This is a genomic window from Pseudonocardia abyssalis, assembly GCF_019263705.2.
Lineage (GTDB): Bacteria > Actinomycetota > Actinomycetes > Mycobacteriales > Pseudonocardiaceae > Pseudonocardia > Pseudonocardia abyssalis.
In genome coordinates this window covers 2,035,763-2,051,501 of sequence record NZ_JADQDK010000001.1, presented here as the reverse complement: position 1 = coordinate 2,051,501, position 15,739 = coordinate 2,035,763, and the positions used below count along the sequence as shown (strand labels likewise).

Genomic DNA, 15,739 nt, shown 5'->3' with positions numbered 1-15,739 from the left:
CCATGACCTGGTTCCCCCGCACGCTCGGCGTGCTCACCGCGGCCTACGGCCTGTCCACGCTCGTCCGGCCGGCGATCTTCGCGAAGCCCGCGGGCCTCTCGGGCGACGAGCCGCCCGCCCCGGTCGGGATCCTCGTGCGCGCGGTCGGCGTCCGCGACCTCGCCAACGGCATCGCGATGGCCGTCGCCCCCGCGGGCCCGGCGCTGCAGCTCGCCGTCGCCGCCCGGATCGCCGGCGACCTCGGCGACGCGATCACCTTCGCCCTGTCGCCCAACGACGACCGGGACGCGAAGAAGAAGGCGATCGGCGTCGGACTGGGCTGGGGTGCGCTCAACGCGATCGGCCTGCTGGCCGCCCGCCGCTGATCACGCCCGGCACGACGACGGGGCACCGCCGCGATCGGCGATGCCCCGTGTCGTGCGGTCGGGATCAGACGCCGGCCTCGTCCTTCGCCACTGCGGCGAAGCGGGTCTGTGCGGCCGAGACGACGCCCGCGCGGTTCTTGTGGGTCTCCTCGTAGGTGACGACGGCCGTGATGTCCTCCGGCGTCGACAGCTCGCGGATCGCGGCGATCGAGTCCTGCGCGTTGAGCTCGTCGTAGTCGCGGACCGGCAGCTCGGAGGCCTTCAGCGTGCCGAGGTTGCGGCGCGTCTCGTGCACGGCCTTCGCGGTGTCGTCGGCGCCGTCGCGGCGGGCGACCTGCTCGGCGCGGCCCAGCGCGGCGTCGCGCCCTGCGGTGGCGACCTCCCGGGCGCCGGTGCCGAGACGGGTCACGGTGGCGGAAGCCTCGCGGGCGAGGTCCTCCGCCCCGTCGCGGACCTGCTCGCCGGTGCGCGAGACGGCGGCGACGGCCTGGTTGAACCGCTCGATCGCGAAGCGCGTCGGCAGGCTCACGACCCGGGTGACGCCACCGGCGACGCGCTGCAGCGGCGTCGCGACGAGTGCGGCGACCCCGCCCATGGCCTCCTCGGCCAGCACGGTCGTCAGCCAGTCGACGGTGGCCTCGTGCGCGGTGACCAGGTCGTCGGCCAGGCGCTCGGTCGAGACGCGCTCGGCGCGACGGGCCAGCGTGCGGACGTAGCGGGCCCGGTCGAGGAGCTGGTGCTCGAGGGTGAGATCGCCCAGCAGCGCCTCGTCGAGGGGCTGGCCCTGCTCGACGGTGGACTTCACCAGCGCGAGGACGCGCCCGATCGCCGGGGTGACGACGTCGGGTACGCCCCCGACCCGGCGCAGCTCGTCGGTGATGCGCTCGGTGCGCCGCTCGGCGTTGGCCGCGTTCTGCTGCAGCTCGCGGCGCACGGCGTCGGTCCGGGCCTGGCCGACGCGGACCTTCGCGATCTGCGCCTCGGTCTGGGTGAGCTGCTGCAGCGCACGGAGCTGGGTGATCAGGGTCGGGACGACGGTGCGGGTTTCCATGTCAGCAGGGTGACCGCGGCGACGGGGGGCTCACACCTCGTCACGGTGTGTCCGCCCGCACAAGCCGATCACTCGTCCTCGACCCGCGCCCGGGCACGGGCGGTGCGGGTCGCCGCGGTGCCCGCCTCCCGGGCCGCGGCCCGGGCAGCGGCGGCGGCCTCGCGGCTGTCGGCGGCCGCGGTGCGCTCGTGGCGCTGCGCCGCGTCGAGCTCCGCGGTCAGCGTCGCGACGCGCTCGCGGGCCTGCTCGTGCTCCTGCGCGGCCCGCTCGTGCCCGGCCTCGGCCTCGTCGCGCCGCTCCCGGGCCGTCGCCTCCATCGCCTCGGCGTCGGCGAGGTCGCGGCGGCGCTCCTCGCGTTCGCGTTCGCGGCGGGCGGCCTCGGAGGGGTCCCCGCCGTCGGGTTCGTCGGTTTCGGCAGGTGGGGGAGCGGCCGCCTTCTCGGCGGCCCGCTGCGCGGCCGCCTCCGGGTCGGAGTCGGGCCCGAAACCGGAGTAGGTGATCGTTCGGGTCAGGCGCCCGGACCGCACCTCCTCGGCGACGACCGGGTCGGCGAGCGCCGCCTCCAGGATGTCGCCCAGCTCGCGCAGCAGCGGCTCGGTGACGGGCTCGTGCGCCTCACGCGCCAGCCGTCCGGCCTCCCGCGCCATCCCCGCGACGAGCTTGCGGCGCTGCGAGGACAGGGCGCGCAGCGCGGCCCCGTCGAGGGTGCGCTGGGCGTCGGCGAGGTTCGTCGCGAGCGCGAGCAGCCCGTCGAGCTGCTCGCGGCGGTGCCGGGCCAGGAGGTTCGCCAGCCACGCGGCACGGGTGGGTCGGCGGAGCTTCCCCGCGGCCGTCGCGAACTCCTTGTCGCCGCGTTCCCGCGCCGCGCGGACCGCATCGTCCCGCGTTGCGACGAACTCGCCGGGCGGCGCGGAGTAGAGGGCGTCGGCCAGCTCGTCGAGATCCACGGGGCGACCCTAGAGCGGCTGCACAGCGGGAGCACAGCACGCGCACAGGAACGGTCCCGAGACTGGGTCCCATGAGCGACCACCACGACGGCCCCCACGAGCACGACCTGGGTCTGGCCCACGACCTGCCCCGCCTCATGGGGCGCCGCAGCCTGCTCGGTCTCTTCGCCGGGGCCGGCGCGCTGGTCCTGGCCGGCTGCGCCCCGGCGGCGACCGGCTCGACCGTGACCGGCTCGACCGGCTCCGTCAGCGAGATCCCGGAGGAGACCGCGGGGCCGTACCCGGGCGACGGATCCAACGGTCCGAACGTGCTGACCGAGAGCGGAGTCGTGCGCAGCGACATCCGGTCGAGCTTCGGCTCGTTGTCGGGCACCGCGGAGGGAGTGCCGCTGACGATCACGCTCGCGTTGATCGACTCCGCCACCGGGGCCGCACTGCCCGGTGCCACCGTCTACCTCTGGCACTGCGACCGGGACGGGAGGTACTCGCTCTACGACGTCGAGGACCAGAACTACCTGCGCGGCGTCCAGGCCGCCGACGCCGACGGTCGCGTCACCTTCACGACCATCTTCCCGGCCGCGTACTCGGGCCGCTGGCCGCACGCGCACGTCGAGATCTACCCCGACCTCGCGTCGGCGACGACCCCGGACAACGCCACCGTCACGACGCAGCTCGCCCTCCCGCAGGACGCGTGCGAGCTGGTCTACGCCACGACCGGGTACGAGTCGAGCGTGCGCAACCTCGCGCAGACCTCGCTGGACCGCGACATGGTCTTCAGCGACGGCTACGCCACGCAGCTCGCGGGCGTCACCGGCGATGTGACGGCGGGGATGGCCGCGACCCTGACGGTGGGCGTCGACACCTGACCCCTCATCGGGGCTGATGGCGGACATCGGGAGAGTCGTCTTCCCGGATGGTTCTCCGGCTGGCCGGACCATGAGGCACGTCACCCAGGTCCGAGGACACCGTCGTCGCCCCACCGCGCCAGCGGCGGGCCGGAACGCTCCAGCTCGTGCTCCTGATCGCCGGGAGCTGCATGTCCGTGCTCGGCACGGTGCTGATCGCGCCCGTGCTGCCCCGGCTGGCCGCGGAGTTCGCGGGCACACCCGGGGTCGACATCCTGGTCCCGATCGCGCTGACCGTGCCGGCGCTGATGATCGGGCCGGCGGCGCCGTTCGCCGGGATCGTCGTCGACGCCGTGGACCGCAGGCGCCTGCCTGATCGGCGCGATGGAATGTCCGGCGCCCGAGGCGTTGTGGTGGCACCCGGTGCACGATCAGGACCCCGAGCACGCCTGCCTGTGCTCCGCGCTGGTCGCGGCCGGTGCGCGGATCAGGGGCAGCCCGCCGCACGCCCCCGTTTGACAGGATGGGCCGGTGATCGAAACCGCGGCCGCCCGATCCGACGGCGAACGGGCCCGCAGCGCGGCCGACGCGCTGGCGCGGCTGCGTCCGGGGGTCGTCGAGGAGGCCGTCCGGTGCCTCGGGGCGGGCGAGGCCGTCGGGTTCGTCGCGCGTCTGGACCGCTGGTTCGCCGACGTCCACGTGCCGCTGGCAGCGCTCTACCCCGACCCCGACGCCCTCGCCGCCGCGATCGTGGACCTCGCGCTGCGCGCCGCCGTGCAGCGCCCGGCCGACCTGCGCGCGGTGGACCGGCGCCGCGAGATCGACCCGGGCTGGTTCCAGCACCAGCGGATGGTCGGCTACGTCGCCTACACCGACCGCTTCGCCGGGACCCTCGACGCACTCCCCGCGCGGCTGGACCACCTCGCGGAGCTCGGTGTCACCTATCTGCACCTGATGCCGCTGCTCGCCCCGCGCGAGGGCGCCAACGACGGCGGCTACGCCGTGGCCGACTACCGGTCCGTCGACCCCCGCCTCGGCACGATCGACGACCTGTCCGACCTGGCCTTCGAGCTGCGGGCCCGCGACATGAGCCTGTGCGTCGACCTCGTTCTCAACCACACCGCCCGCGAGCACCCGTGGGCCCGCGCCTGGCAGGCCGGCGACCCCGCGTACGAGGGCTTCTACCTCGCCTTCCCGGACCGCACGATGCCCGACGCGTACGAGGAGACGATCAATGACGTCTTCCCCGACCAGGCGCCCGGCTCGTTCACCGAGGTGCCCGGCACGGGCTGGGTCTGGACCACGTTCTTCGACTACCAGTGGGACCTCGACTACTCCACCCCGCGCGTGTTCACCGCGATGCTGGAGGAGATCCTGTGGCTGGCCAACCGCGGCGTCGAGATCTTCCGGATGGACGCGGTGCCGTTCATGGGGAAGCGCCTGGGCACCTCCTGCATGAACCAGCCCGAGGTGCACGACATCGTGCAGGCGCTGCACGCGGCGGTGAAGCTGGCCGCCCCGGCGACGGTGTTCAAGGCCGAGGCGATCGTCGCGCCCGACGAGCTGGTCGCCTACCTCGGGGCGCACGAGAGGTACCGCCCCGAGTGCGAGCTGGCCTACCACAACCAGTTGATGGTGATGCTGTGGTCGAGCCTCGCCACGAAGGACGCGCGGCTCGCCGTGCAGTCGCTGCGCCGACTGCGCCCGATCCCGGCCGAGACGTCATGGGCCACCTACGTGCGCTGCCACGACGACATCGGCTGGGCAGTCGGCGACGTCGACGCCCGCGCGGTCGGGTACGACCCGTACGCCCACCGGGACTTCCTCAACGCCTTCTACGCAGGCGAGTTCCCCCTGTCCTACGCGCGCGGCGCCCGCTTCGGCGAGAACCCGGAGACCGGCGACGCCCGCATCTCCGGCTCCACCGCGGCGCTGTGCGGGATCGCCGAGGCGCGGGAACGGGGCGACGCGCACGCCCTCGAGCTCGGCATCCGCCGCTTCGTGCTGCTGCACGCGGTCACGTTCGGCTGGGGCGGGGTGCCGCTGGTCTACATGGGCGACGAGCTGGGGCAGGGCAACGACACCACCTACCTCGACGATCCCGCGCTCGCCGGCGACAACCGCTGGATGCACCGCCCGTACTTCGACGACGCCGCGGCCGCCCTGCGCCACGACCCGGCCACCGTGCAGGGGCGGGTGTTCGGCTGGACGAAGGCGCTGGCGGCGGCCCGGGCGTCGCTGCCCGCCCTGCACGCGGCGGGGGAGGGCCGGGTGCTCGACGTCGACTCGCCGCACGTGCTGGCCTGGCACCGCCGCCACCCGCGCAGCGGCCACTTCGTCGGGCTGGTCAACGTCGCCGAGCACCCGGTGACGGTCGACGCCCGCGTCCTCGACGGGTTCGGCGCGCTCGACACCGTGTTGTCGAGCGACGGCCCGCTCCTGGTGCACGACGGGCGGCTCGTCGTCCCGGCGCTGGGGTTCGTCTGGCTCGCCGAGCCCTGATCAGTGCTGTTGTTGCTGCGCCAGCCGCTGTGCCACGACCTGCTGCATCCGCTGCAGCCCGGACAGCCCGAGGCCGGCGATCTGCCCCTCCAGCTGCTGCAGCAGGTGCGGGTCGGCCACGGTGTTCTCGCTGGACTGGATGAGCACGGTGCCGGCTCCGGTGAAGTCGAACTGGCGCTCCTCGCCGGAGTTGCTGCCCAGCATCCCCATCGCGCTGGACAGGAACCCGCTCATCCAGCGGGCGTCGTAGTGGTGGCTCGGTGACGGGCAGTCGGCCCACCCGACCAGTGCGTCCGGGTCGACGCGGATCGGCGGCTCCGCGAAGATCACCGGTCCGGAGCTGGAGGCGAGGAACTTGCCGGTGCCGATCAGCGTCAGGAAGCCGGGGACGATCGACTGCTTGAGCTCGAGGGTGGAGTCGAAGGCGAGCAGGTTGGACGCGCGCAGCGTCAGGTTGCCCGCGTCGAGGTCGTAGCTGTTGATGTCGTAGCCGCGGTCGCCGAGGATCAGGTGCCCGGCGCCGGAGGCCACCACCCAGTCGCGGGTGTAGAGCGGCGCGGAGAACCGCGTCGCGACCATGCCGCCGATGCTCCCCGACGTCAGCGGCTCGAAGCGGATGCCCTGGCTGTGCGGCGCGGGGTAGTAGGCGATCATCCGGCCGGTCTGCATGAACAGCTGCCCGTCGAGGCGCACGCAGTAGGCGTAGTGGTTGCCGGGGATGTTGTCGTTGTCCGGCAGCGTGGCGGGGTTGAGGGGGATCACAGCTTCTGCTCCGATGCCTGGACGTAGACGGTTCCCTGGCCGGTGATCTTGAGCTGGACGGCCTCGCCGGAGCCGCGGCCGACGGCGTCGCGCCAGCCGACCGACGCCGAGATGTCGACGTTCACCTGCCCGACGTGCGCGACGTAGGCCTGGGGGTCGACGGCCACGGGACGGCCGCCGACGGGGATCGCGATCGTCCCACCGTGGGAGAGCACGGCGGCGGTGCCGTAGCCGTGCAGCTGCGTGGTGAACAGCCCCTGCCCGGAGACGGCGCCGCGGACCGCCCCGCGGATGCCGCCCTGGGAGCCGAGGAACACCACGGTCGACTGCAGCGCGGCGTCGTGCGCGACGAGCCGGTCGGCCTCGACGGACAGCGGGCCGGACCCGTCGAGCTCGATGATCGTCACGTAGAGGCCGCGGTAGCCGTAGTGCACGGTGCCGGACCCCTGCGCGACCATCATCGGCACCTGCTCGCCGGCCACCATCCGCCCGACCATGCCGCCCGCGCCACCCGGCCCCGTGTGGACGGGCGAGAACCCGACGTCGCCGGTGTAGGCGAGCATCGCGCCCCTGCGCGCGAGGATCTCCCGGCCGGGGGCGACCGCGGCGGCGACGACCTTGTTGTTGACCTGCTCGAAGGAACCCATCAGCGCTCCTCGGGCTGGATGTAGACGACGCCGCTGCCGTCGAAGCGCAGGGAGAACGCCTCGCCGGAGCTCTCGCCGATCAGGTTGCGCCACGACACGTCGGTGACGAAGGACTGGTTGAGCTGCCCCTGGCTGGCGATGAACGCGTCGGGGTCGACCACCAGCGGGTACTGCGGCGAGACCTCCAGCGCGATCGGCGGGCCGCCCGCCGAGAGCAGCGCGACGGTGCCGTACCCGGTGACGGTGGTGGTGAACAACCCCTGCCCCGACGACGCACCGCGCACCCCGGCGAAGGCGACGTCGGTCCTCAGCTTGTCGGACAGCGCGAGGAGCTGTTCGGACTCGACCTTGAGGGTGTCGCCGTTCAGCTCGACGACCAACACCTCCATCGCGTCCTTCGCGAACCACACGGTGCCCTGCCCCGTGCAGTGCATGAGCGCGACGGACTCGCCCGCGGCGCGGCGCTTGAGCCCCGCCATCAGGCCGTCGCCGCCGCCCATACCGGCGTTCTTGAACGTCACGTCGCCGGTGTAGGCGATCATCGAGCCGGTGGCGGCGCGCACGGCGTCACCCACCAGGTCGATCTCCAGCACCCGCGACCCGTTGAGTCGGAATCCCTGCACGGCGGGGATCCTGACACAGACCGGGCCGCGGATGGCAGGCGTCAGCCCAGGACGGCGGCGAGCTGCGGGGTGATGAGCTCGGCGGCGTACGGCAGGCTCAACGGGTTGCCGAAACCGACGGCGCCGGCGAAGTCGCCGTCACCGGGGACGTAGACCGCGCGCCCGTCCGCGACCGCGCCCAGGCCCTGGAACACCGCGTCGCCCGTGAGGTCCGCCTCGTTCGCCCCGAGCACGACGAGCGCGTCGCGGTCGAGCTGCCCGATGGTCTCCGGCGACAGCTCGACGGTCGAGTCCGGGACCGTCGTGCCGATACCGGCGAACACCGCGGTGTGCAGGTCATCGGCGCCGAGCAGGTAGGGGACCCCGTCGACGACCAGGTCGATCGCGACCTCCCGGCCGGCGAGACCGGGGTTCGCCGCCCGGATGTCGGCGAAGGACTGCTCGACCGCCGCGACGACCTCCTCGGCCTGCCGCCCCGGCCCAGTGTCGTGCCGGTGATGCGGGTCGGCGCGATCGCGCTCAGTGCGTCGTAGGTCGACCGGTCCATGAAGGAGTAGACGCCCATGATCAGGTCCGGCTGCAGGGCGGTGACGGCCTCGACGTTCAGCTCGATGCCGCCGACGTCGGTGGGCCGGGCACCGCCCCTTCGGTCGGACGGGACGAAGAGGTGAGGTTCGCCTATCCATACTCGTACGGCAAGTTGCGGCGTCGGTAGTTCCGCGGTCGTCGCCGGTCGGGGTGCCTCCTAGGGTTCAGCTCGTCCCGACCGTCGGGGCCGGAGGGAGGTGGGGCGTGGGCGCGCGGATCGCAGGGGTCGAGGTGCACCTGCCCGGGCGGCGGGTCGGCACCGACGAGGTCGAGGCGCGGATCGCGGCGTCGGGGTGGGCACCCCCCGCGGGCATCGTCCACCGGCTCACCGGGATCACCTCCCGGCACGTGGCCGGCGACCACGAGCAGGCCTCCGACCTGGCCGTCGCCGCGGCCCGGAAGGTGCTGGCCGCGACCGGCACCGCTGCCGCCGACGTCGACCTGCTGATCTTCGCCTCGGCCAGCCAGGACATGGTCGAGCCCGCGACCGCGCACATCGTCGCGGCCAAGCTGGAGCTGTCCTGCCCGGTCATGGACGTCAAGAACGCCTGCAACAGCGTGCTCAACGGCATGGAGGTCGCGGACGCGCTGATCGCCGGCGGCCGCTACTGGCGCGTGCTCGTCGTCAGCGGGGAGACGCCGTCGCGGGCCGTGCGGTGGGAGGTCGACGGGATCCGCGCGTTCCTGCGCGCGTTCCCCGGCTACACGCTCTCCGACGCGGGCGCGGCCGTCCTGCTCACCGCGGGGGAGCCCGGCACCGGGATCCTCGGGTCGGGTTTCACCGCCGACTCCCGGCACTGGGAGGCGGGCACGCTCGCCGCGGGCGGGTCGTTGCACCCGCGCGACGTCGAGCACACCTACTTCGCGATGGACTCGGCCCGTCTCAAGGCGGCGTTCCTGTCCGTCGGCACCGGCGTCCTCGACGAGACGCTGGCCCGGCTGGAGCTGACCTGGGACGACATGGCGGTCGTGGCGGTGCACCAGGTGTCGCTGCCGTACCTGGGGGTCTTCGCGCGCGGGGCCGGGGTGCCGGGGGACAAGCTCGTCGTGACGGTCGCCGAGCACGGCAACGTCGCCTCGGCGAGCCTGCCGCTGCAGCTCGTCACCGCCCGCGAGCTGGGCCGGTGCGGGCCCGGTGACCTCGTGGCGCTGGTCGGGCTGGCCGGTGGGGTCAGCCTGGGGATCACGGTGGTCCGGCTGTGAACCTGTGGGTGGTGGTCCCGGCGTTCGACGAGGCCGCGGGCATCGGGGCCACGCTCGACGCGCTCGCCGCGCAGCAGGACCGCGACTTCCGGCTCGTCGTCGTCGACAACGCCTCGACCGACGGGACCGCCGACGTCGTGCGCGCGCACGGGCTGCCCGCCGAGGTCGTGCCCGAGCCGCAGCGCGGCACGGGGGCAGCGGCCGACACCGGGATGCGGTTCGCGATCGCCCACGGCGCGACGCACCTGGCCCGCACCGACGCCGACTGCCTCCCCGCCCCCGACTGGACCGCCCGGATCCGGGCCGCGTTCGCCGGTCTCGACCTGATCGCCGGGCGCCTGCTGCCGCGCACCGACGAGGGCCTTCCCGCCTGGCAGCGCGGGGTGCTCGTCGGGGCGGTGGGGGCGGCTGCGACGTTCGGCCGGTTCCGGCCGGGCAACCGGGTGCCGGGCGCGCTCGGGCCCTACGTCATGTCGGCCGGATGCAACATGGCGGTCACCGCGGAGCTCTACGAGCGCGCGGGCGGCTTCCCGCGCACCCGGATCCAGGACGTGCACGAGGACCGCGCACTCGTCAACGCGGTGCGCCCGCTGACGACCCGGTACGGGACCCGGCGCGACGTCGTCGTCCGGGGGTCGAGCCGGCGCGTGCAGGCGTGGGGTCTGGTCCGGACGCTGGGCTGGTACGCCGACCACCGTTACCGGCCCGAGCACGTCGACATCCGGGCCGGGGAGAGCCGGTGAGCGGCGCCGCCGCCCGTGCGCGGGCACGCCCGCCCCAGCCGCCCCATTCGCGCGCGGCCGACCGGTGGGAGCGGCGCGTCCAGCTCGGAGCCCATCCCGTCGCGTACCCGCTGGTCCGGGGACTGGCGCGGATAGCGCCGGTCGTCCGGGTGCCGCGGGTGGGGGTCGTCGTCAGCGACGCCGCGATCGCGCGGGCCGTGCTCACCGACACCACCTCGTTCACCAAGACCGGCCCGGGCTCGCCCGCCGCGCTCTGGACCCCGGTCGTCGGGCCGAGGGTGCTGCTCAACATGGAGGGCGCGGAGCACGTGGCGCTGCGCCGGGCACTGGCCGACCTGTTCACCCCGGCCGCGGTGGCGGAGCTGTGCACACGGGTGCTGGCCGAGCCGTGCGCCGCGCTGCACGACCGGTTGGCCGCGGGGGAGGCCGTCGACCTGGTGCCGGTCGCGCAACGGGCGGCCGGGGCCGTGATCGCGGGACTGGTCGGGCTCGACGCGCGCGACGCCGCCGGACCCGCGTTCGCGGCGGCGACGGCGGTGACCGGGATGGTGCGCCTGCGCCGCCCGGAGCTGACGCCGCGGCAGGTCGTCCGGGGGCGCGCGGCGCTGGCCGGGATCACCGCGCCCGCGGCCGTCGCCTACCGCGTCGGGGACCCTGCGACCGTGCCCGGACGGATGCGTGAGCTGGGGCTGACCGAGCGCGAGGCGCTGGGGGCGGTCGCCGCGTTCGCGCTGACCGGCACCGAGACGGTGGTGTCGTTCCTGCCGCGCCTGGTGGCGCTGCTGCACGACTCGGTACTGCTCGGGGCGGTCGCCGCCGACCGGGGTCGGGTGGACGCGTGCGTCGAGGAGGGGCTGCGCGTCACCGTGCCGTCGCCGGTGATGCTGCGCCGCGTCGCCGCCCCGGCCCGCGTCGGGACCGTCGAGGTGGTTGCGGGGGACCGGATCGTCATCGCGACGGTGTCGGCGGCCCGGGCGCTCGGCGGCTTCGCCCCGGACCGCCCGCACCCGCCCGCGGTGCGCCGGATCTGGTTCGGGGCCGGGCCGCACTTCTGCCTCGGGATGCCACTGGCGACGGCGCAGATCCGGATCGTCCTCGACGCCGTCCTCGACGCCCACCTCGCCCGCCCGTTGCGGATCGCCCGCCGCCGGGTGGCCCGTCGCGTGCTCGTCCCGGCCTACCGCGAGCTGGTGGTGCAGGGTGTCTGAGGCGCTGGACCTGCTGCACCTGATCCTCGACGCCGCCGACCGCCACGGCGACGCCCCGGCCCTGACCGGCCCACCCCCGCGGTTCACCGCGTTCCGCGGAACTGTCGCCGGGGTCGGTGCCGCGTTCCGCGGAACGCGATCCGCGGCCGGGACCGTGTCCCGCGGAACGGGCTCGCGACCGGGAACGGGGCCGGGGCCGGGACGGGGAACGGAGCCGGAGCCGAGGCCGTCCGGAACGCTCCGCGGGACGGGAAGCGCGTTCCGCGGGACGCAGCCGGCCGGGGTGACGCTGACGTACGCCCAGCTCGGCGCCCGGATCCGGGCCGTCGCCACCCGCCTCACCGACGCCGGGTTCGCCCCGGGGCAGCGGATGCTGTTCTCCGTCCGGCCCTCCCCGGACTCGGTGGTGCTCGCGCTGGGCACCGTCGCGGCCGGCGGAACGGTCGTGTTCGTCGACCCCGGTGTGGGGCCCGCGCTGTTCGCCGCCCGCACCGAGCTGGCCGCGCCGGGCTGGGCCGCCGCGGAGCCGGTGCTCTACGCCGCGGGTCGTCGGCCGCTGCGGGCACTCGCCCGCCGCCGGGGAGTGCTGCTGCCCGACTACTCCCGGCTGCCGGTACGCCACGTCAGGGCCGGGACGTGGCTGCCGGGCGTTCCGCGGAACGCGGTGTCGCTGCGGGACCTGCTGCGCCCGGTGCCGCGGGTCGACGTCGCACCCGATCCCGCCCAGGACGCGGTCGTCGTGTTCACCGCCGGCACGACCGCCGCCCCGAAGGCCGTCGTGCACACCCGCGGTTCGCTCGGGGCGGCGCTCGATGTGCTGTCCACCCGCTGCGCACTCGGCCCGGGCACCCGCGTGCACACCGACCAGTTCCTGCTCGGCCTGCCCGCGCTCGTCGCCGGGGGGCACTGGTCGATGCCGCCCTACGGGTTCGCGCCCGCCGCTCGCCCCGACGAGCTCGCGCGCGGGCTGGACGGCGCGACGCACACGTTCCTCGTGCCCGCGGACCTCGCCGCGGTCCTCGACGTCGTCGAACGGGGGGAGGTCGCGATGCCCGCCTCGTTGCGGCAGGTGCTCCTCGGGGCCGCACCGGTGCTGCCGCCGCTGCTGCGCCGGGCCTGCGCCGCCCTGCCCGACGTCGAGTTCCTGGCGGTCTACGGGATGACCGAGATCCTGCCCGTCGCGATCGCCACCGCCGCCGAGAAGCTCGCCCACCGCGGGCCCGGGGACCTGGTCGGGGCCCCGCTGCCCGGCGTCCGCGCCCGCGTCGACGACGACGGACGCCTCGTCGTCGGCGGCGCCAACCTCGGCCACTACCTCGGCGAGGAGGCCCCCGGCGAGCACACCACCGGCGACCTCGCGACGCTCACCGACGACGGCGCGATCGTCCTCGGCGGCCGCGCCACCGACATGATCATCCGTGGCCGCACCAACATCTACCCGGGCCTCTACGAGCCCGCGATCGCCGCACTTCCCGGCGTCGCGCAGGCGGTGCTGGTCGGGGTGCCGGACACGATCGGTGACGACCGGGTGGTCCTCGTCCTCGTCGCCGCCCCGGGGAGAGCGCCCGGCCTGACCGACCGGGTGCGGGCGGCGCTCCCGCGCGTGGTCGACGCGGCGGCGCTGCCCGACGAGATCGTCTGCGTCGACGACGTGCCGGTGGCCGGGCGCACCCGCAAGACCGACCGGGCGGCCCTGCGGAACCAGCTCGCGCGGGCGCAGGGGTGACGGGCGCAGGGACGACGGGCCGTGCCGCCCGCAGGCAGGGGGCGACGTGCGGATCGCGGTGACCGGCGCCGTCGGGTTCGTCGGCTCCGCGGTGGTGGCCGCGGCCCGCGCCCGCGGCTGGGAGGTGTACCCCCTGACCCGCCGCGAGTGGGACCTGAGCACCGGCCCCCTGCCTGGTCCGCCCGCGGTCGACGCCGTGGTCCACACCGCCGCGGCCGTCACCGACTGGGCCGACCCGGACCGGGTCTGGGCGGCCAACCTGCACGGGACGCGCCACGTCGCCGCGAGCTTCCCCGGTGTGCGCCTGGTGCACGTCTCGACCGCCAGCGTCTACGACCCGTTCGTCCCGACCGTCGACGCGCCCGAGTCGGCGGGCCCCGCGGCCCGGCACCTCACCGCGTACGGGGCGTCGAAAGCGGCCGCGGAACGCCTGCTGCTCGGGCGCCCGGGGACGGTGGTGCTGCGCCCGCACGCCGTCTACGGCCCGGGCGACCCGACGCTGCTCCCGCGGATCCTCGGCGCGGTCCGCGGGGGCACGCTCGTCGTCGCCGGCGACGGGGACACCCGGCACACCCTCACCGCGGTCGGCACGCTCGCCGACGCGTGCCTGCTCGGGTGCACCGGCCCGCCGGGCACCTACAACGTCGGCGACGCCGAACCGGTCACCCTCGACGCCGCACTCGGTGGGCTGCTCGCCGCCCGCGGGATCGACGCGCGCATCCGGCACCTGCCACGGCGGGCGGCCTGGCACCTGGCCGGGGTCGCCGAGACGGTCACCTGCGCACTGCGCCGGCCCGACCCGCCGCGGCTCACCCGCTACGCCGTGAGCCAGCTCGGGACGGAGCGCACGCTCGACCTCACCGCGGCCCGCGCGCGCCTGGGGATGGACCCGGCCGCCACGTCCTTCGCGGGCGCCGACGAGTGGTAGGCCGGGTCGGCCGAACGGCGTCCTGTGCGCGGCGGATGGGGTTTGCCCCGCCGCACTCCGGGCAACTCCGGATCATGGAGCCGTCCGAAACGGGGCGCGTGGAGTTCGTGCACCGCAGCTGGCCCGCCGATCCCGCCCAACTGACCGTCATCCGGCACGAGCTGGCCGGGTGGCTCACGCCGCTGTCCCTCACCCAGGACGAGACCGCCGACGTCGTGCTCGCCGTCGACGAGGCCGCCGCCAACGTCGTCCGCCACGCCTACGGACCGGACGAGTCCGGCGCGGTCGAGCTGACGCTCTGGACCGAGCCGGCCGAGGGCACGGGGCCCGGGGACGTGGGGTCGACCACGCTGTGCATCGAGGTCGTCGACCACGGCCACTGGCAGCCGCCGGTGGAGCAGCCGACGGAGGGTGGTCGCGGGATCCCGCTGATGAGCACGATGTCGGAGTCGGTGCTCATCCACTACGACGAACGGGGCAGCCGCGTGCTGCTGCGGCACCGCATCCCGAACGCTGCGTGAGAACTCCTCAGTAACCGGCGGCGGCCGCGCTCGTTCCCCCGGGTATGGGTCGGGGACGCAGGGTCGCATACGTCGGGGGTGCCGCGCTCGTCGCGGCCGTGGTCACCGGGCTGGCGGTGGTACCGGCATCGGCGCAGGAGGGTGACCTCCCGGTGCCCTACGGCGCTCTGGCCACGCTCGCCGCACAGGCCTCCCCGGTCCCCGCCGACCCGCCCGGCTCCAACGACTACGACTGTGAGCCCGGCGCGGAACACCCCGACCCGGTCGTGCTCGTGCACGGGCTGGGGGCGAACAAGTCCGTCAACTGGCAGACGATGTCGCCGCTGCTGGCCAACGAGGGCTACTGCGTCTTCGCGCTGACCTACGGCACCGCGCTGCCCGGGGAGAGCGTCGGCGGGCTCCTGCCGATGGAGCAGAGCGCGGAGGAGCTGGACGCGTTCGTCGACGGCGTGCTGGACGCGACCGGCGCGGAGCAGGTCGACCTCGTCGGGCACTCCGAGGGGACGCTGATGCCGCAGTACTGGCTGCAGTTCCTCGGCGGAGACACCGTCACCGACGACTACGTGGCCGTCACCCCGCTCTACGACGGCACGCTGGCCGACCCGTTGCCCGTCGACGCGCTGGTCGACGCCCTCGGGGTGCGCGACGTCGCCGGTGCACCGGTCGCAGCGGCCTGTGGGTCGTGCCCGCAGTTCATCTCGGGCTCGGACTACCTGGACCGGATGGCGGAGGCGGGCACCCGCGTCGAGGGCGTCGACTACACGACGATCATGACCCGCTACGACCAGCTGGTGATCCCGTACACCAGCGGCGAGCTCGAGGGCGCCACCAACATCGTCGTGCAGGACGGCTGCGAGATCGACCTGTCGGACCACCTGTCGATCATCTTCTCCGAGCGCACCGGGCAGCTCGTCCTCAACGCCCTCGACCCGGCGAACGCCCAGGACGTGCCCTGCCGCCCGGTGCTCCCTCTGCTGGGCAACGAGATCCTCTGAGTGACGGCCGTGGTCGACTTCGGCTACGTCTCCAGCTCATCGACAGCCGCAACGCCGGCCGCACCGACATCGTGCTGCTCGCGCT

17 protein-coding genes are annotated in these 15,739 nt (G+C 74.7%); 11 read left to right on the top strand and 6 right to left on the bottom strand.

The window, feature by feature from the left end:
- Positions 1-2: 2 nt before the first annotated feature.
- Complete coding sequence (locus tag I4I81_RS09820) at positions 3-365, top strand: hypothetical protein (RefSeq protein ID WP_218602754.1); 363 nt, start codon at positions 3-5, stop codon at positions 363-365.
- Positions 366-429: 64 nt separating this feature from the next.
- Here the strand turns inward: I4I81_RS09820 and I4I81_RS09815 are convergent, their stop codons facing one another.
- Together I4I81_RS09815 and I4I81_RS09810 are read right to left on the bottom strand one after the other, a co-directional pair.
- Positions 430-1,416: a ferritin-like domain-containing protein gene (locus I4I81_RS09815; protein ID WP_218602753.1), complete on the bottom strand. Its 987-nt coding sequence runs from the start codon at positions 1,414-1,416 to the stop codon at positions 430-432.
- A 68-nt stretch (positions 1,417-1,484) separates the two neighbouring features.
- The gene (locus I4I81_RS09810) at positions 1,485-2,363 is read right to left on the bottom strand and encodes a hypothetical protein (RefSeq protein ID WP_218602752.1); all 879 of its coding nucleotides are present in this window, start codon (positions 2,361-2,363) and stop codon (positions 1,485-1,487) included.
- Positions 2,364-2,434: 71 nt separating this feature from the next.
- Between I4I81_RS09810 and I4I81_RS09805 the strand changes: the two genes are divergently transcribed.
- Positions 2,435-3,229: an intradiol ring-cleavage dioxygenase gene (locus I4I81_RS09805; protein WP_218602751.1), complete on the top strand. Its 795-nt coding sequence runs from the start codon at positions 2,435-2,437 to the stop codon at positions 3,227-3,229.
- 510 nt (positions 3,230-3,739) lie between these two features.
- On the top strand, positions 3,740-5,710 hold the full coding sequence (locus I4I81_RS09800; RefSeq protein ID WP_218602750.1) for an alpha-amylase family protein: 1,971 nt from the start codon (positions 3,740-3,742) through the stop codon (positions 5,708-5,710).
- Here I4I81_RS09800 and I4I81_RS09795 read toward each other — a convergent pair whose 3' ends face one another.
- The 4 genes from I4I81_RS09795 to I4I81_RS09780 are packed head-to-tail and all read right to left on the bottom strand — an operon-like array spanning position 5,711 to position 8,065.
- Positions 5,711-6,472, bottom strand: coding sequence for an AIM24 family protein (locus tag I4I81_RS09795; RefSeq protein WP_218602749.1), 762 nt, complete (start codon positions 6,470-6,472; stop codon positions 5,711-5,713).
- Positions 6,469-7,119: an AIM24 family protein gene (locus I4I81_RS09790; protein ID WP_218602748.1), complete on the bottom strand. Its 651-nt coding sequence runs from the start codon at positions 7,117-7,119 to the stop codon at positions 6,469-6,471. Before I4I81_RS09790 ends, I4I81_RS09795 begins: the two co-directional genes overlap by 4 nt.
- Positions 7,119-7,742: an AIM24 family protein gene (locus tag I4I81_RS09785; RefSeq protein ID WP_218602747.1), complete on the bottom strand. Its 624-nt coding sequence runs from the start codon at positions 7,740-7,742 to the stop codon at positions 7,119-7,121. The genes I4I81_RS09790 and I4I81_RS09785 overlap by 1 nt, the downstream gene beginning before the upstream one ends.
- Before the next feature lie 41 nt (positions 7,743-7,783).
- Positions 7,784-8,065 (bottom strand): substrate-binding domain-containing protein, encoded by a 282-nt coding sequence (locus I4I81_RS09780; RefSeq protein WP_218602746.1) that lies wholly within the window; start codon positions 8,063-8,065, stop codon positions 7,784-7,786.
- Positions 8,066-8,071: 6 nt separating this feature from the next.
- Here I4I81_RS09780 and I4I81_RS09775 point away from each other — a divergent pair, with 6 nt between their 5' ends.
- The 8 genes from I4I81_RS09775 to I4I81_RS09740 all read left to right on the top strand — a co-directional run bounded on the left by I4I81_RS09775 (position 8,072) and on the right by I4I81_RS09740 (position 15,654).
- Complete coding sequence (locus tag I4I81_RS09775) at positions 8,072-8,275, top strand: hypothetical protein (RefSeq protein ID WP_218602745.1); 204 nt, start codon at positions 8,072-8,074, stop codon at positions 8,273-8,275.
- Between the two features lie 259 nt (positions 8,276-8,534).
- Positions 8,535-9,533, top strand: a complete 999-nt coding sequence (locus tag I4I81_RS09770; protein ID WP_218615990.1) for a 3-oxoacyl-ACP synthase III family protein — start codon at positions 8,535-8,537, stop codon at positions 9,531-9,533.
- Entirely contained in the window at positions 9,530-10,276 is a 747-nt protein-coding gene (locus I4I81_RS09765; protein WP_218615989.1) for a glycosyltransferase, read from the top strand. Before I4I81_RS09770 ends, I4I81_RS09765 begins: the two co-directional genes overlap by 4 nt.
- Positions 10,273-11,484: a cytochrome P450 gene (locus I4I81_RS09760; protein WP_218615988.1), complete on the top strand. Its 1,212-nt coding sequence runs from the start codon at positions 10,273-10,275 to the stop codon at positions 11,482-11,484. The genes I4I81_RS09765 and I4I81_RS09760 overlap by 4 nt, the downstream gene beginning before the upstream one ends.
- Positions 11,477-13,210 carry a class I adenylate-forming enzyme family protein gene (locus I4I81_RS09755; protein ID WP_226363857.1) on the top strand — a complete coding sequence of 578 codons (1,734 nt, stop codon included), beginning with the start codon at positions 11,477-11,479 and terminating at the stop codon, positions 13,208-13,210. The genes I4I81_RS09760 and I4I81_RS09755 overlap by 8 nt, the downstream gene beginning before the upstream one ends.
- Before the next feature lie 46 nt (positions 13,211-13,256).
- Positions 13,257-14,138 (top strand): NAD-dependent epimerase/dehydratase family protein, encoded by an 882-nt coding sequence (locus tag I4I81_RS09750; RefSeq protein ID WP_218604521.1) that lies wholly within the window; start codon positions 13,257-13,259, stop codon positions 14,136-14,138.
- 74 nt (positions 14,139-14,212) lie between these two features.
- Positions 14,213-14,659, top strand: coding sequence for an ATP-binding protein (locus tag I4I81_RS09745; RefSeq protein ID WP_218604520.1), 447 nt, complete (start codon positions 14,213-14,215; stop codon positions 14,657-14,659).
- A 44-nt stretch (positions 14,660-14,703) separates the two neighbouring features.
- Positions 14,704-15,654 carry an esterase/lipase family protein gene (locus tag I4I81_RS09740; protein ID WP_218604519.1) on the top strand — a complete coding sequence of 317 codons (951 nt, stop codon included), beginning with the start codon at positions 14,704-14,706 and terminating at the stop codon, positions 15,652-15,654.
- Positions 15,655-15,739 lie beyond the last annotated feature (85 nt).